Origin of the sequence: Pseudobacter sp. (assembly GCF_051955275.1) — a bacterium.
Taxonomy (GTDB): Bacteria; Bacteroidota; Bacteroidia; order Chitinophagales; family Chitinophagaceae; genus Pseudobacter.
In genome coordinates this window covers 1-21,749 of record NZ_JBQCGW010000306.1, presented here as the reverse complement: position 1 = coordinate 21,749, position 21,749 = coordinate 1, and the positions used below count along the sequence as shown (strand labels likewise).

At 48.9% G+C, this 21,749-nt stretch carries 20 protein-coding genes; 6 read left to right on the top strand and 14 right to left on the bottom strand.

From position 1 onward, the window contains the following. The coding region (locus ACTHMC_RS27435; RefSeq protein WP_440418254.1) for a hypothetical protein at positions 1-706 on the top strand (706 nt) is incomplete at its 5' end. An 11-nt stretch (positions 707-717) separates the two neighbouring features. On the opposite strand, the gene ACTHMC_RS27430 is transcribed toward ACTHMC_RS27435, so the two are convergent. Further along, a complete protein-coding gene (locus ACTHMC_RS27430) occupies positions 718-2,007 on the bottom strand; it encodes an alkaline phosphatase family protein (RefSeq protein ID WP_440418252.1) in 1,290 nt (429 codons plus the stop codon). Between the two features lie 167 nt (positions 2,008-2,174). On the opposite strand from ACTHMC_RS27430, the gene ACTHMC_RS27425 reads away from it, so the two are divergent. From ACTHMC_RS27425 to ACTHMC_RS27415, 3 genes are all read left to right on the top strand, one after another. After that, positions 2,175-2,843 carry an SGNH/GDSL hydrolase family protein gene (locus tag ACTHMC_RS27425; protein WP_440418251.1) on the top strand — a complete coding sequence of 223 codons (669 nt, stop codon included), beginning with the start codon at positions 2,175-2,177 and terminating at the stop codon, positions 2,841-2,843. Between the two features lie 161 nt (positions 2,844-3,004). Continuing rightward, positions 3,005-3,850 (top strand): type 1 glutamine amidotransferase, encoded by an 846-nt coding sequence (locus tag ACTHMC_RS27420; protein WP_440418249.1) that lies wholly within the window; start codon positions 3,005-3,007, stop codon positions 3,848-3,850. Positions 3,851-3,905: 55 nt separating this feature from the next. Then, positions 3,906-5,099, top strand: a complete 1,194-nt coding sequence (locus ACTHMC_RS27415) for a hypothetical protein (RefSeq protein WP_440418247.1) — start codon at positions 3,906-3,908, stop codon at positions 5,097-5,099. Positions 5,100-5,233: 134 nt separating this feature from the next. Here the strand turns inward: ACTHMC_RS27415 and ACTHMC_RS27410 are convergent, their stop codons facing one another. Together ACTHMC_RS27410 and ACTHMC_RS27405 are read right to left on the bottom strand one after the other, a co-directional pair. Next, positions 5,234-5,833, bottom strand: a complete 600-nt coding sequence (locus ACTHMC_RS27410; RefSeq protein ID WP_440418246.1) for a hypothetical protein — start codon at positions 5,831-5,833, stop codon at positions 5,234-5,236. A 64-nt stretch (positions 5,834-5,897) separates the two neighbouring features. Beyond that, the gene (locus tag ACTHMC_RS27405) at positions 5,898-8,198 is read right to left on the bottom strand and encodes a TonB-dependent receptor (protein ID WP_440418245.1); all 2,301 of its coding nucleotides are present in this window, start codon (positions 8,196-8,198) and stop codon (positions 5,898-5,900) included. Between the two features lie 122 nt (positions 8,199-8,320). On the opposite strand from ACTHMC_RS27405, the gene ACTHMC_RS27400 reads away from it, so the two are divergent. Then, positions 8,321-8,617: a hypothetical protein gene (locus ACTHMC_RS27400; protein ID WP_440418243.1), complete on the top strand. Its 297-nt coding sequence runs from the start codon at positions 8,321-8,323 to the stop codon at positions 8,615-8,617. Between the two features lie 145 nt (positions 8,618-8,762). Here the strand turns inward: ACTHMC_RS27400 and ACTHMC_RS27395 are convergent, their stop codons facing one another. From ACTHMC_RS27395 to ACTHMC_RS27350, 10 genes are all read right to left on the bottom strand, one after another. Beyond that, positions 8,763-10,124 (bottom strand): hypothetical protein, encoded by a 1,362-nt coding sequence (locus ACTHMC_RS27395; RefSeq protein WP_440418241.1) that lies wholly within the window; start codon positions 10,122-10,124, stop codon positions 8,763-8,765. 11 nt (positions 10,125-10,135) lie between these two features. Continuing rightward, on the bottom strand, positions 10,136-10,348 hold the full coding sequence (locus ACTHMC_RS27390; RefSeq protein WP_440418239.1) for a heavy-metal-associated domain-containing protein: 213 nt from the start codon (positions 10,346-10,348) through the stop codon (positions 10,136-10,138). Positions 10,349-10,431: 83 nt separating this feature from the next. Then, positions 10,432-10,998 (bottom strand): helix-turn-helix domain-containing protein, encoded by a 567-nt coding sequence (locus ACTHMC_RS27385; RefSeq protein ID WP_440418237.1) that lies wholly within the window; start codon positions 10,996-10,998, stop codon positions 10,432-10,434. 12 nt (positions 10,999-11,010) lie between these two features. Then, positions 11,011-13,245 (bottom strand): heavy metal translocating P-type ATPase, encoded by a 2,235-nt coding sequence (locus tag ACTHMC_RS27380; protein WP_440418235.1) that lies wholly within the window; start codon positions 13,243-13,245, stop codon positions 11,011-11,013. A gap of 83 nt (positions 13,246-13,328) precedes the next feature. Next, a complete protein-coding gene (locus ACTHMC_RS27375) occupies positions 13,329-14,189 on the bottom strand; it encodes a hypothetical protein (protein WP_440418234.1) in 861 nt (286 codons plus the stop codon). Between the two features lie 12 nt (positions 14,190-14,201). Beyond that, on the bottom strand, positions 14,202-14,747 hold the full coding sequence (locus tag ACTHMC_RS27370; protein WP_440418233.1) for a heavy-metal-associated domain-containing protein: 546 nt from the start codon (positions 14,745-14,747) through the stop codon (positions 14,202-14,204). A gap of 30 nt (positions 14,748-14,777) precedes the next feature. Continuing rightward, positions 14,778-15,239, bottom strand: coding sequence for a heavy-metal-associated domain-containing protein (locus tag ACTHMC_RS27365; RefSeq protein WP_440418231.1), 462 nt, complete (start codon positions 15,237-15,239; stop codon positions 14,778-14,780). Between the two features lie 72 nt (positions 15,240-15,311). Then, positions 15,312-15,698: an HYC_CC_PP family protein gene (locus ACTHMC_RS27360; RefSeq protein WP_440418230.1), complete on the bottom strand. Its 387-nt coding sequence runs from the start codon at positions 15,696-15,698 to the stop codon at positions 15,312-15,314. Between the two features lie 72 nt (positions 15,699-15,770). Then, complete coding sequence (locus tag ACTHMC_RS27355; protein ID WP_440418229.1) at positions 15,771-17,801, bottom strand: putative porin; 2,031 nt, start codon at positions 17,799-17,801, stop codon at positions 15,771-15,773. Positions 17,802-18,030: 229 nt separating this feature from the next. Beyond that, a complete protein-coding gene (locus ACTHMC_RS27350) occupies positions 18,031-18,852 on the bottom strand; it encodes a purine-nucleoside phosphorylase (protein WP_440418227.1) in 822 nt (273 codons plus the stop codon). 77 nt (positions 18,853-18,929) lie between these two features. Here ACTHMC_RS27350 and sucC point away from each other — a divergent pair, with 77 nt between their 5' ends. Continuing rightward, positions 18,930-20,141: an ADP-forming succinate--CoA ligase subunit beta gene (sucC, locus tag ACTHMC_RS27345; protein WP_440418225.1), complete on the top strand. Its 1,212-nt coding sequence runs from the start codon at positions 18,930-18,932 to the stop codon at positions 20,139-20,141. A gap of 154 nt (positions 20,142-20,295) precedes the next feature. On the opposite strand, the gene ACTHMC_RS27340 is transcribed toward sucC, so the two are convergent. After that, positions 20,296-21,606, bottom strand: a complete 1,311-nt coding sequence (locus ACTHMC_RS27340) for a MutS-related protein (RefSeq protein ID WP_440418224.1) — start codon at positions 21,604-21,606, stop codon at positions 20,296-20,298. Positions 21,607-21,749: the final 143 nt, after the last annotated feature.

The window sequence follows — 21,749 nt, the reverse complement described above, 5'->3', positions numbered from 1 at the left end:
CAACACAAATATATCAATACTAAATAATCTGAGCAGCGGTATCGGTTTGGAAAGATTTCGCGCAGATCTTACTCAGGCAAAGGAAAGGCTTCAAAGCAAAACAACATTCAAACAAACAGGAGCCCCTTCCCTGATAAAACTGATCAGTGAATATGAAAAATTCCCTAGAACATCAACGCTTGTAGAAAACTTACAACATTTCAGGGACACAGTGAATCTGCAAAATGCTGATTCAGTAAGCCTGATATTCCAGCAGCTATCGATCAGGGTCAGCGAATACAATAGCAGTTTTCAGAATGCAGCAGAAGAGTTCAAATTTGCAGCCAGTCAAATGGTAAGCCTGCTTCCACAGATCCAGAAAGACGCCAATGATCCATCAAATCACCTGAACGAGATCATAAAAAGGCTGGTACTGAGCATTGTGATCACTACTTTTTTCCTTGCGATATTACGGTATACAGCAAGACTTTATACACTTAATCACAAACTGATGATACAGGCAGAGCAGGAAGACATGAAGATCAGGAAATTCTACGTCACACTTAAGAACACAGAAAAAAACCAGCAGGAAAGAAAAGCGGTAATAGATAATTTCCTGAACGGCCAGAGCTCTGATGGGAAAGACACCCAACATGATGTGAGCCTAACAAAAGAAGATGCCGGCATCGTCAAAGAATTACTGAACAGCCTGATGAAAAAACTCTGATCCGGACAGGATCATTTCTTCAAGACCTTCTTCACCAGGAAATCACTACTGTCCGTTTCTTTCACCGCCAGACCCAGGATCTGCGTGATCAGCCTGTACACCTCCACATTCTGGAAAGTCCCGACGGATTTTCCGGAATGTATCTGCGGCCCCCAGGCATAAAAACTCGCATGCATATCCTTGTGTTTATAAGGATCATACCCATGCCGTCCCGGGATCACGCGACGATTACCCCAGTGAAACACCCTTGGGTATTGTGGCACCAGCAGGATTTCACCCAGCCTGCCGAACCGGTCATCTTCTTTCCGGTAATGCCAGCGTTCGGGGGTTTCTGAAAGCAGGTATACATCATAACCGTCTGCCGCAGTTTTCAGTTGCTGATACAGGGCATTGACTGCCGCTTCATCTTTCTCCCTGGCATAAATATGCGCCGTCATATCTCCCATTGTCATTACAAACTTCGTTGTATCCACCACAGGCGTTTTGATGGTATTCACAGTATCAACCGCCGCCATCCCGTGATCCGAAACAAAGATCAGGTTAACCGGCAGTTTCAATGAATCAAGTATGCGCTGTAACTGCCCGACACTCTGATCAACAAAATGCACCGCTTCTTCCGTTTCGGGTGAGTCAGGTCCATGCTCATGCGATTCATGGTCTACTTCCGGAAAATAAAAGGCAATGAAGTGCGGGCGCTTCTCTTCCGGCAATGTCAGCCAGTCCTTCACTGCCTGCAGGCGGTCAGGCATCTGGATATCCTTTCCGTAATGATACCAGTAACTGGGCCGGATGCCCTGCACAGGCGCCTCAGAGCCCACCCAATAAAAGACAGCCGACAACAACTGCTGCTGCTCAGCCAGTACCCAGAGCGGGTCTCCGCCATACCATATACTGTCGGTCACCTCTTTCACATTACTGATGGAATACCGCCTTTGCAAGGCAGGATCATAAAAAGTATTATCTACCAGGCCATGATGCGCGGGATACATACCTGTAACAATGGAATAATGATTCGGAAATGTAAGCGAAGGATAAACAGGCAGCATCGATTCCGCACGCACGCCCCCTGCACTCAGCTTTTTCAGGTTAACGCAATTGTATTTATCGATATAATCATAACGGAAACCATCAGCTGATATCAGGATCACATAAGGCTTATCATATTGTGCCGGGCTGTTCGCCCGGCCAGGCATTACCTGCTGCTCCGTTTTCTGGCGTGTCTTCAGCGCCTGGCTGGTTGCCGGCTGCATCAGAGAAAGTAAAATCAGTACATATCCACCTCTTTTCAGGTAATTTCTCATGTTTCCTGTTTTTCGGAGTGTAAATATTCAAAATAAATGGAGGTTTCCACCGGCGATATTGCCCGAATCACAAATTTAATATCCGGACCGCCCATTTGCGGAAGCTGCACCCGGACTTCCCTGTAACTGTAAAAACCATTAGATTTGATAATTATATTAACCCGCGTATGAAAAAAATTCTTACTGCATTTACCCTGCTCATCATTTTGGCATCATTCACCACCTTCCAGAAACCCGAGCGCATCATCTTCTTTGGCGACAGCATCACACAGGCTGGCGTGAACCCCAAAGGATATATCAGCGTGCTGCGCGACCTGGTAAAATCAAAAGGCCTGGAAAACAAATATGAGCTCGTTGGCGCCGGCATCGGTGGCAATAAAGTGTACGATCTCTACCTCCGCCTGGAAGACGATGTACTTTCCAAAAATCCGTCCACCGTAGTGATCTGGGTAGGCGTTAACGACGTATGGCACAAACGCAGCCATGGCACCGGCACTGACGCCGACAAGTTCGAGAAATTCTACAATGCCATCATCAAAAAGCTGAAAGAGAAGAATATCAAAGTCCTGCTCTGTACACCTGCCGCTATCGGAGAAAAGACAGACTACAGCAACGAACTGGATGGCGATCTCAATAAATATGCTGCCATCATCCGCCAGATTGCGGCCAGTAATAACTGCCAGCTCATCGATCTGAGGAAGGCATTTCTGGATTATAATCTCGTTAATAATAAGAATAACGAAGAAAAAGGCATCCTCACCACCGACCGCGTTCACCTCAATGACGCGGGCAACAAACTGGTGGCCGAAGAAATGTATAAGCACTTAATCAAATAAGTCACAACTACTTAACAGGCAGGCCGGGACTTGTTCCAACAACAATCCCGGACCTGCCTTGTTATCATCGGGAGGCGTGAAAAACAGCCCTGGCTGTTCCGGATAATCCGGATACCCGCTGCGGGTTCCTGCCACCGGCAAAAAAATGTAATTTTGCACTCATGTACAGGAGCGATAACAAACAAATCCGCATAGCCATCCTCGACTTATATGAAGGTCAGGCTAACGAGGGTATGCGTTGTATACGTGAGATACTGCAGCAGTTCGGCAGGGATCGCCAGATGGAAATAATTTGGGACGAATTTGAAGTGCGTAAGCTGCAGCAACTCCCCGACCTTTCCTACGACCTGTATATTTCCAGCGGAGGCCCCGGCTCACCGGTAGACAGCGAGGGAAGCGACTGGGAAAACAAATACTTCAACTGGATCAGTTCCGTGCAGGAATACAATCAGCATTCCGGCCATACCATAAAAAAACATGTGCTCTTTATCTGCCACTCCTTCCAGCTGGCATGCCGCTTCTTCAAAGTAGCGGAAGTAACAAGAAGGAAATCCACCGCCTTCGGTGTATTCCCCGTTCATATGCTGGATGAAGGCCATGCAGAGCCGCTTTTTGCAAAACTGCAGGATCCATTCTATGCGGTTGACAGCCGCGACTACCAGGTGATCCAACCCGACCATCAGCGTATCCGCCAGCTTGGCGGCGCCATCCTCGCCATCGAGAAAGAACGCCCTCATGTGCCACTGGAACGCGCCATCATGGCCTTCCGCTTCAATGAATACATGGTAGGCACCCAATTTCACCCGGAGGCCGATGCCGCCGGTATGACCATGTACCTGCTCCGTGAAGACAAGAAACGCACCGTGATCAACAATCATGGCGAAGCAAAATGGAGCTCCATGATCGAGCAGCTCAATGATCCCGACAAGATCCGGTACACCTACGCGCATGTACTTCCCAATTTCCTGAAACTGGCAACCGAAGAACTGGTGGGAATTCCCGCATAACCAGCCCGCTGGGTCAGACCTGCATTTTCCGTAACTTCCCCGAAAATTACTGATCATGGTCCCCAGCCTGAGAAAGTCATACAACGATGCGTTTACCCCCGGGCGTTACCAGCAATTCCTGAAAGATATGGATAGCGGCTACCCAGGCGCCATCGAGTTCCGCGTGGCCGAAACACCCGTTTTCATAGATAAAGCCTTCGCTGCCAAAATGATCGATGCCTGCGAAAGTATCGTTGACGTAATCCTCGATCCTGCTTTCAAAGAACTTACGGAACGCGCCATCCCGGATACCGAAAGAACACCCAACGAGAACAGCCACCCACATATGATAGCCTTTGATTTTGGTGTATGCACCAATGCCAATGGCCAGTCCGAACCACAGCTGATAGAAATGCAGGGCTTTCCCTCCCTCTACGGCTTCCAGGTTTACATGTCAGAAAAATTCAGGAAAAATTTCGATATCCCTTCCAACTACAGCCCATTCCTCAATGGACATACCAGGGAATCCTATATCGATGAGCTGAAAGAAGTGATCCTGGGCAATGTCCCCGCAGAAAATGTGATCCTGCTGGAGATCAAACCGGATGAACAGAAAACGAAGATCGATTTCTACTGCACCCGTGATTACCTGGGCATTCAACCTGTCTGCATCACCAAACTGATCCAGGAAGGAAGAGAACTCTATTACATGAAAGACGGGGTGAAAACGCGCATTCTTCGCATATACAACCGCGTTATATTTGATGATCTTAACGCTCAGAAAGATACACTGGGCAGTTTCGTTGACATCACACAGGACCTGGATGTGGAGTGGATCACCCACCCCAACTGGTTTTACAGGATCAGCAAATTCACCCTCCCTTATATTCAGCACCCCTATGTTCCGGAAAGCTTTTTTCTGAACGAACTGAAACAATTGCCTGGCAACCTGGAAGATTATGTACTGAAACCATTGTTTTCTTTTGCCGGTCAGGGTGTGGTGATTGATGTTACGCACGCAGACATCGATGCTGTAAAGGATCCGGAGAACTGGATCCTGCAGAAAAAGGTACAGTATGCGGATATCGTGGACACACCGGATGTTCCGGCAAAAGTGGAGATCCGGATCATGTACCTGTGGAAAGATGGCTGGGACAGGCCAAAACCGGCTATCAACCTCGCGAGGCTCAGTAAGGGCAAGATGATCGGCGTACGCTATAACAAGGATAAAGAATGGGTAGGCGGCACCGTTAGTTTTATAGAGCAATAATTTCGCAGCGCCCAGTAGCTCGCCTCTGGCGAGTTACTTATATTCCATCGCCTCCCGGCAACACGGCATTCGCCAGAGGCGAACAAATAAAAGCCACTCGCGGGGACGCGAGCGGCTGGGCACACTATAAGAGATTACTTCTCTGTCCACCAGTCCGGGCGCTGGTCTTCGTCTTTTTTCCTGGTGATGAAATTGATGTTGATCTCAAAGTGATCCACTTTGTACAACATTTCCAGTTCCACTTTAAAAAGTTTGTAACGGTCATCGGCAGTCTGGATCTTCAGCAGGCTTACCACAAAATCCTTTTCTTCTGCAGGAGCATCCAGTTCTCCATCCAGAAAATAAGCGGAACCATCCACCATTCTCAGCTTGCATCCTTTCAGCTGATTGAAAAGACGGCGGTATTCTTTGGCGGCATCCGCAAACTCTTCCGCAGAATACATGAAGCCCTGGTAGCTGGCGGTTGTATCCAGACCGGAATGATAATGTGCGATCACGCAGCGCTGCGCTCCGGGAATTTGTACCGTGGGCGCATAATGCCAGAGCTCGCCTTCCTGTAAAACCAGGTCTCCCGTAAGATGTTTGTAATTATATGGGAAATCCCCCAGGATCTGTTCAACAGCCTTTCCGAATCCAGGACTGGCCGGGTCTTTCTTGAACAAACTCAATTGGGCATGTGCGGAACCGGTAGCCATAACAATTACGGCTACCATCAGGGTAGAGATCTTTTTCATTGGGTTAGATTTTACCGCACAATGATACGCCTTTTTGATATTTTATTCACAAGTTATTCACTAACTAATTACCAGTAAAAACCCATCGTAAACCTACGAAGCCTCTGATTCCCTGGTTAGGCGCGTATACATAGTTGGGATCGAATGTGAGGAGAAAAGGATTGGGATCGCCGTTCTTTCCGACCGGTTGTATATTTCCGTTAGCATCCCGCAACACCTGTTTATCGAATGGGTCATGAGACCTTGCAATGAGAAAAGGATTTCCTTTGGCGGGCGTCCAGTTCAGCAGGTTCTTGATACCGCCGTATACTTCAATTCCATGTTTCAGTTTTTTGGTGACCTGGATATTCTGTATACTCCACACGGGCGACTTTGGTTTGCGTGGATCCTTCTCTCCGAGTAAAGGCAGCAACATCGGGCCATAGATATTGCCGGTATAGTCCACTGACCATCCGCCACTCTTAAAACTGTATGAGAGTGACCAGTTACCGGTCCAGTTTTCTGTCAGCAACTGTCTGCTGTTCTGTTTATTGCCTGCATCATCTTTACTGGTGATGCTTACATCCATGAAAGTGGCTCCCACATGCCCTTTCAGCCCATTTGTGAACCCGAACTCCGTATTGAGGCTGACTCCTTTCGATACCGAGTAACCGGTGAGGTTATCATAAATAATAGCGTCAGGATCGGTTTCATAATCAGGAATGATCCTGTTGGTGAAATGCGTGTACCAGGCGGAGGCATCGAAGTTCACCCAGAAAGAAGTGGCGTACAGCTTTTTCACGTAATTGAGGTTGATATTGTAGCTGCGCTCTGGTTTTAGCTCATCTTTGATGATCACAGACCTGGCGCCGGTAAGGGCTGCATGATCTTCCGTGAAAAGGTTCACCACCCGGAATCCGGTACCTGCATTCACCCGGATAACATCATTGGGAGAAGGGCTCCATTTCCAGGCCATCCTTGGCGTGATGATATTACCGTGCACGGGGTGATGGTCCCAGCGAACGCCGGCCAGAAGCTTGTGCTGGTCTCCCAGAGCAATCTCGTCCTGCACAAATATTCCCGGCAGCGGCGTATGCTCAGGTTTATTCTTCATGGTGAATGTATCTACGGTGGCCGTGGTATTATCATCATAAGCTGTGTAACGATATACTATACCGGCAAGAAGGTCATGAATGCCTGCAGTTTTGTCCCAGGTCAGTTGCCCGAAAGCCACCTGCTGTTTGGCATTGTAAATGGTATTGCCATAAGCGGATCGTTGCACATGTGAATTATAAGACCAGGAGAACATCAGCTTTTCGGCTGTTGGTAACTGATAGTTTCCGATCAGTTCAATGCGTGAGGTATAGATACTCTCTCCATACAATGAATCCCCGCCTCTGAAGTCTTTGTTCCAGCGCATATCCCCACCCCATCTGTCTTCATACACATAACGCGCTGCAAGGCTTGCCGCCCGGTTATGCTGTCTTTCAAAACTGAATTTATTGAAGAAGGCGATCCTGTTCTGCAGTGTTACGTCCGTGAAATTATCATCGTTCCTGTCTACCCTGTTGTTGAAATTGAAATAGTTCACTCCCAGCAGTCCTGTTACTTTTTTTGCCGGTCTGTATTTCACCCCGAGATCCAGGTTGTATTCATTCCAGGAGGTGGCCATAACATCCACTGATACCAGCGGCGCTTTCAGCGGGTTCTTTGTGATCACATTGATCAGTCCACCAATAGCTTCAGAACCATACAATGAGCTGGCAGGGCCTTTCACCACTTCGATCCTTTCCACCAGCGAATTGGGGATGCCGCTGAGGCCATACACGGAGCCGAGGCTGCTAACGATAGGCATACCATCAATGAGCACCATGGTATATGGACCTTCCAGTCCGTTGATATGGATATCACCCGTATTGCAGACATTACAATTCAGTTGAGGCCGCACGCCATTCACCTGTTGTAATGCATCAAAGATGGTGGGTGTGGGATTCCTCCGGAAGAATGCCGGTGTGTAAACCTCCACCGGAACAGGACTGGCTGTTTTCTGCACGGCTTTCATGGTGCCTGTGACCACCACATCGGTAAGTATCTGTGAGGATGCTTCCAGCAGTACTTCGAGATATGTACCTGTATATTCAACAGTATCGGACTTATAGCCGATCCTTGAAATGATCAGTGTGGAACTGGATGCTGCCGCACTGAGATTGATCAGGAACCGGCCATCATTGCCTGCCAGCACCTTCTTATTATTACAGGCGATCACAGCGCCCGGCAGCGCCTCACCTGTTGCTTTATCTTTTACAGTTCCTGAAATACTGCTGTGCTGGGCATATGAGACATATCCTGAAAACAGCAACAGCAGTAAGTTTACCCAATATTTCATCTGATTGTTTCTTAAGTTCTTTTCAATTATTTTTAGACGCACCTAAATTATGGTTTAGGTAAATTTAATATTAATCTTCAGAATTCAAAAAATAATATTGAGGCTTAATTAAAGAATTGAGAATGAAGAGATTTATCAGGGAATCAGAGAGCTGGCAGCCGCTCGCATCGCCGCGACTGGCTTTTGTTAGTACGCCGGAGGCGAACGCTGCTCTCGCCGGAGGCGAGGAAATAGAAGTCATTCGCTGGGACGCGAGCAACTGGGCACTGCGAAAGAAACTGGGCACATCGCAAAGAAAATGGCTGCCACCTCAGGTCGCAGCCATTCCAAAAGGCATCGCAAAAACATTTTTTCAGAACTCTTACACTCTCGGCCATCTGCCGGCGAGGGATGATGCGATTCAGGCCTTGCAAACGTAAGCGAAGAAGCCCGGCCCATCACTTCAGTCCATCAAACCAACTTATGATAAAATATCATTCTACAGTGCAGGTGCGTTTCACAGCCTGAATAGCATTATCCCGGGTCCGGCCTACAGCCTGAATAGCAGCATCCCGGGGCCGGACCCTATCTCATCAACCCAGGGCTCACCCTGATAAACACCTGATAAGCCCATGGATTGCTTCCATATAAACTTTCCAGCGGCTTCTCTGGCATATACAATGTAGCCTGCGTGCCTATAGAAAAATCCGTCTTTCCTGCACTGAATATTTTTCTGTTGAAACCCAGCGTGAGTGCGCTAACGGGGAACTTTCCATCATGTCCGAATTTATCTTCATCCAGCGCCAGTTCATCTGTTGATTTCTCAACAAATTCATACTTACCGTAAATGGCGTTCTTCTTCCAGCTGAAAGCAGATTCTGCCAGCACACTATGTTCCTGGTGATTCTTGTCGACCCTGTTGTAACCCCATACCACAGCGGAATTCAGCATGGCATTCTTTCCGAATCTCTTAGCATGTATAACAGATGCTGTGGTTCGTTTCACGTCTTCATCAGGATGCAGCGGTTCAGGGCTTTTTACAAATCCCTGTGACACCTGCAAGCTCAGTTCTTTGGTAGGATTATAACTCAATCGCACTGCCCAGGAATCGAATCTTGCCTTATCGAAATTATACCTGTCTTCATCCGGCTCACGGCCTGTGAAGCTGCTGGCTTCGATCTTGAAATCCTTATAACGCACTCCTGCGGTGGCTACACCGAAAGTGATATGCGTGGCATCCTGCCAGTGGTGGCCCAGTGGCGCATCAGGGTTGTACAAACTACTGGGACGGTGCATAAAGGCCGTTCCACCTAATGCAGGTTCACCGGGATAACCGATGTATCCGAACACATCAACATCCTTACTGATGGCATGCGAGTACCCAACTGAGAGTTCTGCGAACATATCGTGCGGATGCTGGCGGTCAACCAGTGGCTTGCCTTTCCATGTCTCACCACTCTGGAACAATAATGGATATCCATCGCCACCCATGATGGGCCGGTCGAACGACAGCATGGCGCTGAAGCGCAGCAGGCCGCGTTTCCCGATAGCCGTCTGCCCCATTCCCATTACCCAGTTGGGCGCATCAAACTTATGGGCGCCCCTGCTGCCGCTGCGGGCTATATCCTGGTTATTGTAACGAAGGAATACATTTCCATGCAGCATATACATCCACTTCTTTGTATGGAACATGTATCCATACATCGGCGCTTCATCCGGCAGCCAGGCGGTACCTGAACCGTTGCGGTTCATCGGCAGATTGCGGCTGAAGGCATGCGACATCACCGGGCCATGCTGCATCGTGGCATGATCATGGTGCATGGTGGCCATACTGTCTGTGGCTTTCTTTGCCGGTACAGTATCCTGCTTCATGTTATGATGCTCGTGTTGCGCGAATGCGCTTACTGAGAAAATGCTGAACAAAACTATCGGGAAGACTTTTTTCATGATTCAATTCTTTAGTGAAGATCAGAGATCTGGTAATTGCCCACTTGTTTGAGGGCCTGCTGCAGGGTTTCCGTATTTACATGGGTATCCATGGTCACAGTGGCCTGTGGCGATTCGCGTTTCACTTCCACGCCTGTTACTCCCTGTACTGATTCGATGGCTTTTTTTACATTGGCTACGCAGCCTGAACAGGTGATACCTGATACGTTATACTGATGTGTCATACAAAATGATTTAATAACACAAAGCTACAGTAGGGTTCAGGGGATCAGTTGCAGCATTCTGGATAGGATTTATACAATTCCTGCTATTCGTTCACACCGTCCAGCGGTTTTCGTTTTTCACCACGCAGCTGCTTGAAATGGCTGGGCGTCAGGCCGGTCACCTTTTTGAATTGACTACTGAGATGCGCCACACTGCTGTATCCCAGGTCATAGGCGATCTGCGTGAGGCTCTGTTCGTCATACACCAGCAGTTCCTTGGCCCGCTCTATCTTTTGCAGGATGAAGTACTGCTCGATGGTGATACCTTCCACTTCGGAGAAGAGTTTACTGAGCGATGAATAATCACGGTGAAGCGTGGTGGACAAATAATCGGAGAGATTCATCTTCTCCAGTTTATCGGGCTCCTGCACCAGTCCGATGATACTTGTTTTCATCTGCTCTATCAGTTGTGAAGAACGGTCTCCGATCAGCTCGAAACCAAACTCCGCGAGTGTCCGGTCTATCTGCTCCAGCTGCTGCGGACTGGCATCCTCTTTGAGCTCTACTTCACCCAGGCGCATCACCATTACGTTATGTCCCAGTTTTTCGAGCTCATTTTTCACCACCCATTTACAGCGGTTGCAGACCATATTTTTAATGTGTAATAACATAGTTGAATCTGTTTAGAATTTCTTCCATTTCAATCGAAGGCTGTTGCCGATCACACTGACAGAGCTCAGCGCCATGGCGCCTCCGGCGATCATCGGGTCCAGCAGGAATCCGTTCACAGGATACAAGATCCCGGCAGCCAACGGAATACCGATCAGGTTATAAATAAAGGCCCAGAACAGGTTCTGGCGTATCGCTCTGACAGTGCTGCGGGATAAGGCCAGCGCCTTCGGGATCTGTTGCAGATCTGCTGAAATAAGGCTCATGCCCGCCGTATCTATGGCGATATCCGAACCTTTGCCCATTGCGATACTGATATCAGCCTGCGCAAGGGCCTGTGAATCGTTGATGCCATCGCCCACCATCGCTACTATCTTTCCCTGGTCCTGCAGCTTCTTCACGAAGTCTGCCTTATCTGCCGGCAGGGCTTCTCCTCTGAAATCTTTGATTCCCACCTGTGCAGCCACGGCGGCAGCGGTTTGCTGGTTATCGCCGGTGAACATATACACTTGGATTCCCATTTTCTTAAGGGCGTGCACAGCATTGGCGGATCCCGGTTTCACTTCATCGGCAATGGCGATCACGGCCAGTACTTCAGTATCCTGTGCAAAACAGATGATGGTCTTTGCAGCTGCGGCCCACTTACCGGCAGCCTCCTTCAATGCAGGTTCCATCTGCAATCCATCTTCCTGCGCCATTTTATAACTGCCTGCCTTATACTGAATATTGCCGGCGCGGACACTGATGCCTTTGCCCGTAATGCTTTCAAAAGAACTCAATGGAACCGGAACTGCTTTCCGGTCCTTCAGATATTGTACAACAGCTGTTGCCAGCGGATGTTCGGATTGTTGTTCGGCGGCCAGCAGAATGGATTCCAGTTCTGTCTGCATGGGCAGGGCCGAAGCCTTCCAGAGAATATCCGTTACCACCGGCTTTCCTGCCGTGATGGTGCCGGTCTTGTCGAGCACAATGGCATTCACCTTATGCGCCAGTTCTAGGCTTTCGGCATCGCGGATCAGGATGCCCTGTTCGGCACCCTTGCCCACTCCTACCATGATGGCGGTGGGTGTGGCCAGTCCTAACGCACATGGACAAGCGATTACGAGCACCGTAACCATTGCCAGTAAACCGTGCGTAACGGCATTGTCTCCACCGGCGATCACCCAGATCACAAAAGCGGTAACGGCAATCAGTATCACCACGGGTACAAAGATGCCTGCAATCTTATCTACCAGTTTCTGTACCGGGGCCTTGGAGCCCTGGGCTTCCTGCACCATGCGGATAATGCCGGCCAGCATGGTTTCGCTGCCAACTTTCTCGGCGCGGAAACGGAAGCTGCCCTGCTGGTTGATGGTGCCTGCCAGCACGCTGGTATCCTTGGCTTTTCGCACGGCAACAGGCTCACCTGAGATCATTGACTCATCCACGTAAGACTCTCCTTCTTCCACTATACCATCAACCGGTATCTTTTCACCGGCACGCACCAGGATGAGATCTCCGGGTTGCACCTGGGTAGCGGGCAGTTCAACCGGCACACCATTCTTTATTACATGTACGGTCCTGGGTTGTAATCCGATGAGTTTCCTGATAGCGGAACTGGTATTTCCTTTGGCTCTCTGTTCCAGCAATTTTCCCACCATGATAAACACGATCACAACGGCGGCGGCTTCAAAATAAACGTGGGGATGCAGTCCGCGGGAATGCCAGAAACCGGGGTTGAGGGTATTGAACACACTGAAAAGATACGCAATCCCTGTGCTGAGCGCCACCAGGGTATCCATATTGGCTTTGCGCTTCCGGGCCTGCTTTACTGCATTGATAAAGAAAGAACGGCCGAAAAGGAACAGTACCGGAGTGGACAGCGCCCACATGATGTAATTACCGTAGGGCATTTCCATGAAGAACATGCCGATCGCTACTACCGGTAAGGTCAGTAAAGCAGCTGCAATGGTTTTCCGTTGCAGCTGCTGATATGCTGTTGCCTGGAGGGCTTCCTGTTTCTCCGGGGCGTTTTCTTCATCGATGATCAGGTCGTATCCGATACTGCGGACCACCTGCTGCATGGCCGTGGTGTTTGTTTTTGAAGGATCAAACAACACTTTCACGGATTGTGTAGCAAAATTCACGCCCGCTTCTTTGATGCCATCCTGTGCGGCCAGCATCGATTCCACACTCACTGCGCATGCCGCGCAGCTCATGCCGGTAACGGGTATCGTTTTGCTTACAAGCGCTTTGGTTGAGGTTTCCATGATATAATTTTGAGACTTCAAAGTTACCACGCCCTGCTGCCCTGCCTGTTACACAATTACCGGAACTGTTTATACAATTGTGCCTACCGCTTCTTTTTCAAAGCATTGAGGAACACATACTCAAAACTTACCAGTAACCTGTTCTGCGCCATCCGTTGCATATCACTGTTGAGCTCTATCCGGTAACCCGCATTGAGCTTGGAATTACTATTGAAGATGAACTGTATGGAGGGAGCAAAGTCGATAAAGAAGTATTTTTTATCGAGTGTCTGCTGCCCCAGTAATTCCGCATACAGGTTAACGTTAGTCTGCTTATAACTGGTATAATGCCTGGGGAACAACAGGTAACCGGCTGAAATGGTGTAGTTGAAAGCCTGCTCCGGCCATGCTGCGTACGTTCCTTCGTGGTGCAGCGGATTATCGGATGGGATGTACTTGCCCGGAGAACTCTTCTTGAAGGTCTGCAGATACCCGAAGGTACCGCTTACCGCCAGTTTATCCCAAAGCTGGGTGAGTATCACGCCTGCCTGCACACCGCTCTGGTCCCCGTCGAGACTGAGCTCATCGTACATCATATCATTGCGACTGTAACTTGCTTCTGCAAATGCCGCCATTCGGAAATGTTTGTGCACATCATCGATGCTCAGGAAGCGGTACTTGGTATAGAGCTTCATGCTTTCCCAGCGAAGGTTCTCTGAATACATATCCGAGAAAGTGGTGGAACCGCGCAGCATCCATTCCTTACTGAGCCCCAGCATGCCTTCTGCCATATGGCGTTGTTCGATGCGGTCAGTATGCGCTGAGCGGAGGAACTTGCCGGAATATTTGGCGCTGATGGATTTGGCGGGCACATTGGAGGCCGGATCAGCAAATACATAGAGTTCCTGTGCTGTAAGTACATGTGTGGTCAGGAGCAGTAATGCCCCGGTAAAAAATCTTTTCATAGTGGTCCCTCCTTAGATAGTAACGTGATAGATCCTGCTGTTGGCGCTGATACCGCTTTTTGAGCAGCACTCACCTGCCTTGCCGGTATGAACACAGGCCATTTTGGTGGCGGCGCTGATCTTTTTGAACTCTTTGGAGTTCATAAAATCTTTGTCGGCCAGCACGATGGTCTTTTCTCCATCCAGGGTCTGGGGTTTCACATTGAGAAAATGATAGTTTTTTCCACTGATCTGTACATGTACATCGTTCTCCACTTTCAGGTTATTGAAAGTACCGGTAGCGCTCAGTTTGGCTACAGAGAACCCTGCATCTTCCACCGCGTTTTTCAATTGGTCGAAGTCAACATTGCTGCCCTCTTTGAAATTGATGATGAAGCTGGATGTTTTGATATCCACGTCAACATCCTTTATAAAAGTAAGCTGCTCCAGGCTGGTATTGATAGCCTTGGTACACATGGCGCAGGTAAGTCCTGCCGCCTGAAGAGATGCTTTATTAAACTGGGACATGCCCGCGAAGCTGAGCAGTGACGCCACTGCCAGGAAGAATATTTTTTTCATAAATCTGCTGTTTGAAGTTTTTAATAGTGATTACTGATGCTGATGGCCTTCGGTCTTCTGTCCTTCTTTGGAGCAGCAGTCCTTTTTTTCGCCGTCTTTGCAGCATGCTTTTTCACTTCCTTCGCAGCAGCTTTTTTCTTCCTTTACACTGGCTGTTTCCTTGCGGTCGTATTTGCAGCAGGCATGGAGCTTGTCGTATGCCTGGTTGTTAGCTGTAAAATCCTGGGTATCGTATCCTGATGCAGCAATTGACTGCTGGATCTTTTTATTATTGGAGGCTTTGGCGCTGTAGGTAACGGCCAGTACTTTGGTATCTGTATTCCAGTCGGCTGTTTTTGCACCGGCGGTGATGGCTGATTTCTCGATGATCTTCTTGCACATGCCGCAGTTGCCCCATACTTTGATGGTATCTTTTTTCAGGCCGTTTTGTGCGTTAACTGTAAATGCTGCGAATAAAATAAATACAGAAAGGATGATAGATTGTGCTTTCATATTAATAAAATAGAAAATGATAAAAAGGTTGTTTCAAACAATAGGGGGAAGTTCTGTTTGTACAGCCTTGTATCAGATCCTGAAAACACAAATGGGGAGATAAGCCGAATTACCGTATGGATCCGGAGGATCTTCAAAATTGAAAGCGATGGGTTGTGGTTGCGCCGGAGCGGGATCTATCCACACGATCTCGTCGGGGATGATGCTCACAGGCATTTCAAATGAAGGAAGGTGGGCGGGAAGATACTGGTGCTCGTCGTCCACTTTCACCAGTTGGTATTCTGTGTGGCAGCATCCGGCCTTTTTATCAGTCATGCCGCATTTGCCGCAAACATCATGATCGTCCCAGCCATATGCTACACTGGCAATGCTGCCCATGCAGTAGTGTACATTCACAATCACCCCGGAGGTAACCGTGATATACAAAATGGCTAATATGGCGATCCATGACCTTTTCATTCCAGACAAATGTAGCAGGTATTTTGAAACTGCAAAAGGACTTCTGTCAATTAATTGACTTTTAACATATTGCTAGTTCACGAAAGCCCAGAATATGCCAATGCGGAGCTGCATACCAGGATATGGGTAACCGATGGTAGGGATATTGTTCCTGGTAAAACTGCCGGTGGTCACATCCAGTGCATTCAGGTTTTCAACGCGCACATAGGCGGTAAATGTTTTGATCCTGAAGTGCAGGTAGGCTCCGATCTCAGGGGCTTTCAGCTTCACTTTCACAGTATCCTGGAATACGTACTGGCCTGTGAGGGGCGACCATGAATCCGCATTGTACGGAGTGAAATAACGCACTTCCAGTCCCAGGCTCATATTCAGGTTCTTGAAGCCGAGATTACCATCGTAACCGATCTGGTTGCGCGAAGTGAACAGCGGCATGTTAACGGGACCATCGCCTGCGCGTTGCTGCAAAACTGCCCAGGTTCTCCAGTTCCAGTGTTTGCTCTTGCTGAGATGGAACTCTTTCTGTGCTGTTACCTGCAAGATGTTGAAAGGAGTGCTAGCCTGGTCCACCACAAAATTATCCCTCATGTAAGCCAGGTTGGTGATCAGGTAATAATTGGCACTCAGTTTCAACTGAAGGCGCGGCACATTGTAGGAACCAAACAGATTGGTGATATTCTCTTTATTGAGTGTTTTAGGCGGCGTAAAATAGAAACCGCTGTAAATATCGTACACGAAAGAAGGGGTACGGTTGGTGTTCTGGAAACCCACCTGAAGGGAACCGATGCGTTCACTCAGTAAGCGTTGCAGGCTCACATAAGCCGTGTAGTTGCCGGTGTTCATGCCTTTGAAATAGAAATTTCCAAAAGCCTCGATATCCCATTTCTTGTTGCGCGTTTTATTGCGGTACTCACCATGAATGAAGATATTATGGTCCTTCAGATTTCCCCAGGGTTGATCCTGCTTGATGGATGAAAAACTGATCTGCTGGTGCGTGGCTCCCACTTTGATGAACTGCTGCGGATTCTTTGCATCGGGGAACTGGTACACCGAAAAATCATTGGTGAGGATCTTCCAGAAATCCTGTGTAAAATAAGTACCTCTTGAGGTTGGAATATAGTACTGGTACTTGTCCCAGTAATAAGTACTGTCCGCGCTCTGGTCTCTGAACCTGTATTTATAGGTATTGTAGCTGATGGAATGTTCCAGGCGGAGCCTTGGATAGAACAAAGGCACTACGGTGGAGTCTGTAACAATGGAATCTTTCTGTCCCAGGTCATACTGCTGCCTCATCATGTACGCGCCGGTGGTGAAAAAGGAACCGGTCTGAACGGAGGAGGTGAAGAAGTTCCTGCTGCCGGGCTGGTCCTGTCCCAGTTGTGTGGGAATGGAAGAGCGTTCGCGGTAGGCTTCATCTTCCAGGTAATTGACATCGGTTTTGATACCGCCGTTCTCTCCTGCCTGGAGTTTGTTGCCCACTACCACCACGAAATTCTGGTAGCGTTTATTCTTGCTCTGGTACCAGCTGTGGAAGCGGTAATTATTATGGTTGACACTCTGGTTCTGGTAGGTGCCTGGTGAATTGATCAGTCTGTACTGGAAACCTGCATTCCAGTTGGGGCGGATATTCTGGGTATGTGTAAGCTGTATGAATTGTTCGGCCCTGCTGCCAAGTACATAATCCATTTCGGAAAAGGGCCTGGTGGTGGTATAGAATTTGGTTTCCTCTACATTCCAGAGGTAGTTGTCGTATCCCCTGAAACCATGGTCCCATCCTGGTTTCAGGAAGGGTGAATAGATCAGGTTACGGGCCGCTGTTCCCAGGTTGCCGAGGTTGACGGAGCTCCAGGGAATGGGGTATCTGTCGGAGAAATCAGTAAGGGAGGAATCGAAACTGCGCAACCTGCTGCTGTCGAGGTAACGGAACCGGATGGTAATGGAATCTTCCAGGCCGGTACGATGCAGTACGGTGTCTACTTTTCCGCCTCCGCCGCCCATGCCGCGGCCCATGCCCTGTAATCTTCGGAATGGGTCCTGAGCGGCAGCGTTGTTCGCAAAGGCTGACAATAAGAGAAAGGCTGCTATGATAAGATATCTCGTCTTCAAAATATATCGCCGGATTAACGGGCGGAAAATTAGTGATTAAAATTATTGCTGATGTTTGGCTGCAGCGAAAATCTTATCCAATTAACAGAAACTTGGCGCTTCGTTTCGCTGTCGCCAGTCACTCGCGTCCCCGCGAGTGACGTTTATTCCGTCGCCTCCGGCGACACGGTGTTCGCCGGAGGCGAACAAATATAAGTCACTCGCGGGGACGCGAGCGACTGGGCACACCCTACATTTTCTGTATCAGTTTGGTGAACAATGTGGTGAGCCTGGGTTCTGCCTCAGCGGCTGCCTGCAACACTTCTTCATGGGTGATCACATTATCTTCTTCTCTTATACCAAGGTCAGTGATCACGCTAACTGCCGCCACTTTCATACCCATATGGATAGCCGCAATCACTTCCTGTACGGTGCTCATGCCCACTGCATCGCCGCCCAGGCGGTGGATGAGCAGGTATTCGGCCCTGGTTTCAAAAGTGGGGCCGGTTACACCATAATATACTCCCTGCTGCAGTTTGATGCCTTCTTCAGCGGCAATGGATTTCAGCCGGTTTACCAGGTCCTTGCTGTAGGGCTCGCTCATATCCGGGAAGCGGGGCCCGAGCAGCGGCTCGTTCCTGCCGAGCAGGGGATTGATCACGGAAAAACTGATATGATCGGTGATCACCATGAGATCTCCCACGCTGAATGCGGGATTTACACCACCGGCAGCATTGGACAGCAGGAGTTGGTCAACCCCCAGGGATTTCATCACCCGGATGGGGTAAACCACTTCTTCAGCGGAGTAACCTTCATAAAAATGGAAACGTCCGGCCATAGCCACTACCCTTTTCCCCGCCACGGTTCCGAAAATGAGACGGCCCCGGTGCCCTTCCACGGTGGAAACAGGGAAATGGGGGATCTCGCTGTAAGGGATCTCCAGTTCGGGTTGGATCTGGGTGGTAAAATTACCCAAACCGCTGCCCAGTACGATGCCTGCGGCAGGCGTATGGGGGTAGCGGGAACGCAGGAATGCGGTTGTTTCTTCCAGTTGCCGGATGATGGTACTCATAGATGGCGCAAATATAGCTCACTAATCATCTCGTAACTGTTGTTCGTTTTTCCTATTTTCGCCAAAAATTTCCCCGCATGAATCTCCATGAGTACCAGGCGAAAGAATTACTGAAAAAATACAATGTACCTGTTCAGGAAGGAATTCCGGTAGACAGGGCAGATGCAGCAGAAGAAGCCTACAAAAATCTGAAAGTACAATTTGGCAATAACTTCGCCGTGGTGAAAGCACAGATCCACGCCGGGGGCCGCGGTAAAGGCAAGATCCAGGGTAGCGAGCAGCGCGGCGTAGCCGTGGGCAAAAGCGCTGAGGAGATCAAACAGATCGCCAGCAATATCCTTGGCGGTACACTGGTTACCATCCAGACTGGTCCTGCCGGCAAACTGGTGAACAAGGTACTGGTAGCCCAGGACGTATACTATCCTGGCCCCAACCCTGTAAAGGAGTTTTACCTGTCGATCCTGCTGGACCGTACAAAAGGTCAGAATGTGATCATGTACAGTACTGAAGGTGGTATGGACATTGAAGAAGTGGCCCATAACACACCAGACAAGATCTTCAAAGAGTGGGTACACGCCAGCGGCGGACTGCTTCCTTTCCAGGCGCGCAAGATCGCGTTCAACCTGCAACTGAAAGGTGAAGCATTCAAGAACTGCGTGAAATTTGTGACCAATCTTTACAATGCATATGTTGGACTGGACTGCGCCATGCTGGAGATCAATCCCCTGTTCAAAACTTCAGACGAGAAGATCATTGCAGTTGACTGCAAAATGAACCTGGATGACAACTCATTGATGCGCCACCCTGACCTGGAAGCACTCCGCGATATCAGCGAAGAAGATCCTACAGAAGTGGAAGCAGGCAAGTTCAACCTGAACTTCGTGAAACTCGACGGTAACGTGGGTTGTATGGTGAACGGCGCCGGTCTGGCCATGGCCACTATGGACATGATCAAGCTGAGCGGCGGTGAGCCTGCCAACTTCCTGGACGTAGGCGGTACTGCCAACGCAACTACCGTGGAAGCAGGTTTCCGTATCATCCTGAAAGATCCTAAAGTGAAAGCGATCCTCATCAATATCTTTGGTGGTATCGTTCGTTGCGACAGGGTTGCACAGGGTGTGATCGACGCGTACAAATCCATCGGCAATATTGAAGTGCCTATCATTGTACGCCTCCAGGGAACCAATGCTGAAGAAGCCAAGAAACTCATCGAAGAAAGCGGCCTGAAAGTTCAGTCTGCCATCCTCCTGAGCGAAGCAGCTGCCCTGGTTGGGAAAGCTGTAGCATAAGCTGACCTGAATCAAATTCAGTATAAAACAGAACAGGCGCCTGCAACGGCGCCTGTTTTTTTATGGTCAACCATCAACTGGTCACCTAACCCGAATAATGCGGAAAACCCGCTCAGTGGCGGGCTTTCCATTCAGAGGCATTGCTTATTACATGTCAGGAGTTCATCATTTCAAGAATACCTTCGTTACGGATGATCATCATACCCTGTCGGTCTTCGGTTATACCTTCCTGTAACCTGTAGGTATAACGGGGATGTGATCCTTCCATAATGGTTGGCAGGAACCGGAACTGGATATTGGAAGCCTTCAGGTCCTCTCCCACTTCAATGATATGCGTGGATACGATGAAAAGGCAGTCCTGGTATTCCGCAAACGCTTCCGTTACGGCAAGGGTACCATCGTAGGCATCTTTTACATTTGTTCCTTTGAACAGTTCATCGAACATCAGCAGCAGGCGTTGCCCACTGGCGGCAGCATCTGCGGCCTGTTTTACGCGAACCACTTCCGCATAGAAATGGCTGTAACCAAGCCCGATATTATCGGCCACGTTGATGGAAGAGTACAAACCCTGCCTTACAGAAAACTCCATGCTCTTTGCAGCTACGGGGAATCCCATATGCGCCAGGTACATACCGATGCCGATACTCTTCATAAGGGTTGACTTACCGGCCATATTGGCTCCGGTGAGAAAGATCACATTGCTGTTCTCCTGCATCAGCAGATCGTTACCCACGGCATTGTCTATGCATGGATGTTTGAGCTCTTTCACAGATAGCAAATTCTTTGCGGGCGGCAAGGCTGTTGCATATGAAAAGCCTTTGCGGGCGGCTACCGCAGCAACGGAAATGTATACATCAAGTTCATAAATGAACTGTAATACCTCTTCCATTTCGGCACTCAGCCTGCTTTTAAGAAGATGCTCATAAAAAGCAAGTGTCCGTACAGGCAGGTCCTGGTAGATATCCAGTTCTGTAAGCCTGGCTACATTGGGTGTATCAAGAATTTTCCTGATACTGCTCACCCTTGAGGCAAAAGGACTATTGCCTTGCAGGATCGCTACAATGCCGGAAGTTTTCTTTAGGGTTACGATGGTGGCCTGCAGACCCTGGATATTCTTCTTGTACCGTTCATCACGGGTCAGTGAAGCCAGTATTTTTTTGACCATCATTCCGGCCATTACCATGGGGGCGCTTCCGGTTGCCCCGGTATCGAGGTATTCGCGCATTAGCGTTACCTGTTGTACATCCAGCGTAAAATCCAGACGCTGCTCCTGGAAATAACGGAAGATGCTGCTGCGCGTGTTGATGCTTACTTCGTTGGTGAGCGGATCACGGAACATGGAATCCAGCAATTGCTCGCCTCCTCTTGTTTTCACCTGGTTGAAGAGATGGTATACAGAGCCATGACGGAATTTACCCAGCAGGTTCAATTCATCGAGTGTCTGCCTGTCTATTCTGAAACTCATAGTAATTTAATTTATCATAGTGTGCCAGTCGCGGGCGGCCCCCCCCGGGAGATATAATAACAAACCAACCCGGGGAAACCCAGTTAGCACAAAGCACAAAAAAAAAATTAAAAAAAAAGGTCGCGATTGACATATCCTTTTTG

Coding starts and splice junctions, on each gene's coding strand:
- ACTHMC_RS27430 (WP_440418252.1), bottom strand. CDS start 2,007: ATGAGAAATTACCTGAAAAGAGGTGGATATGTACTGATTTTACTTTCT.
- ACTHMC_RS27425 (WP_440418251.1), top strand. CDS start 2,175: ATGAAAAAAATTCTTACTGCATTTACCCTGCTCATCATTTTGGCATCA.
- ACTHMC_RS27420 (WP_440418249.1), top strand. CDS start 3,005: ATGTACAGGAGCGATAACAAACAAATCCGCATAGCCATCCTCGACTTA.
- ACTHMC_RS27415 (WP_440418247.1), top strand. CDS start 3,906: ATGGTCCCCAGCCTGAGAAAGTCATACAACGATGCGTTTACCCCCGGG.
- ACTHMC_RS27410 (WP_440418246.1), bottom strand. CDS start 5,833: ATGAAAAAGATCTCTACCCTGATGGTAGCCGTAATTGTTATGGCTACC.
- ACTHMC_RS27405 (WP_440418245.1), bottom strand. CDS start 8,198: ATGAAATATTGGGTAAACTTACTGCTGTTGCTGTTTTCAGGATATGTC.
- ACTHMC_RS27400 (WP_440418243.1), top strand. CDS start 8,321: ATGAAGAGATTTATCAGGGAATCAGAGAGCTGGCAGCCGCTCGCATCG.
- ACTHMC_RS27395 (WP_440418241.1), bottom strand. CDS start 10,124: ATGAAAAAAGTCTTCCCGATAGTTTTGTTCAGCATTTTCTCAGTAAGC.
- ACTHMC_RS27390 (WP_440418239.1), bottom strand. CDS start 10,348: ATGACACATCAGTATAACGTATCAGGTATCACCTGTTCAGGCTGCGTA.
- ACTHMC_RS27385 (WP_440418237.1), bottom strand. CDS start 10,998: ATGTTATTACACATTAAAAATATGGTCTGCAACCGCTGTAAATGGGTG.
- ACTHMC_RS27380 (WP_440418235.1), bottom strand. CDS start 13,245: ATGGAAACCTCAACCAAAGCGCTTGTAAGCAAAACGATACCCGTTACC.
- ACTHMC_RS27375 (WP_440418234.1), bottom strand. CDS start 14,189: ATGAAAAGATTTTTTACCGGGGCATTACTGCTCCTGACCACACATGTA.
- ACTHMC_RS27370 (WP_440418233.1), bottom strand. CDS start 14,747: ATGAAAAAAATATTCTTCCTGGCAGTGGCGTCACTGCTCAGCTTCGCG.
- ACTHMC_RS27365 (WP_440418231.1), bottom strand. CDS start 15,239: ATGAAAGCACAATCTATCATCCTTTCTGTATTTATTTTATTCGCAGCA.
- ACTHMC_RS27360 (WP_440418230.1), bottom strand. CDS start 15,698: ATGAAAAGGTCATGGATCGCCATATTAGCCATTTTGTATATCACGGTT.
- ACTHMC_RS27350 (WP_440418227.1), bottom strand. CDS start 18,852: ATGAGTACCATCATCCGGCAACTGGAAGAAACAACCGCATTCCTGCGT.
- sucC (WP_440418225.1), top strand. CDS start 18,930: ATGAATCTCCATGAGTACCAGGCGAAAGAATTACTGAAAAAATACAAT.
- ACTHMC_RS27340 (WP_440418224.1), bottom strand. CDS start 21,606: ATGAGTTTCAGAATAGACAGGCAGACACTCGATGAATTGAACCTGCTG.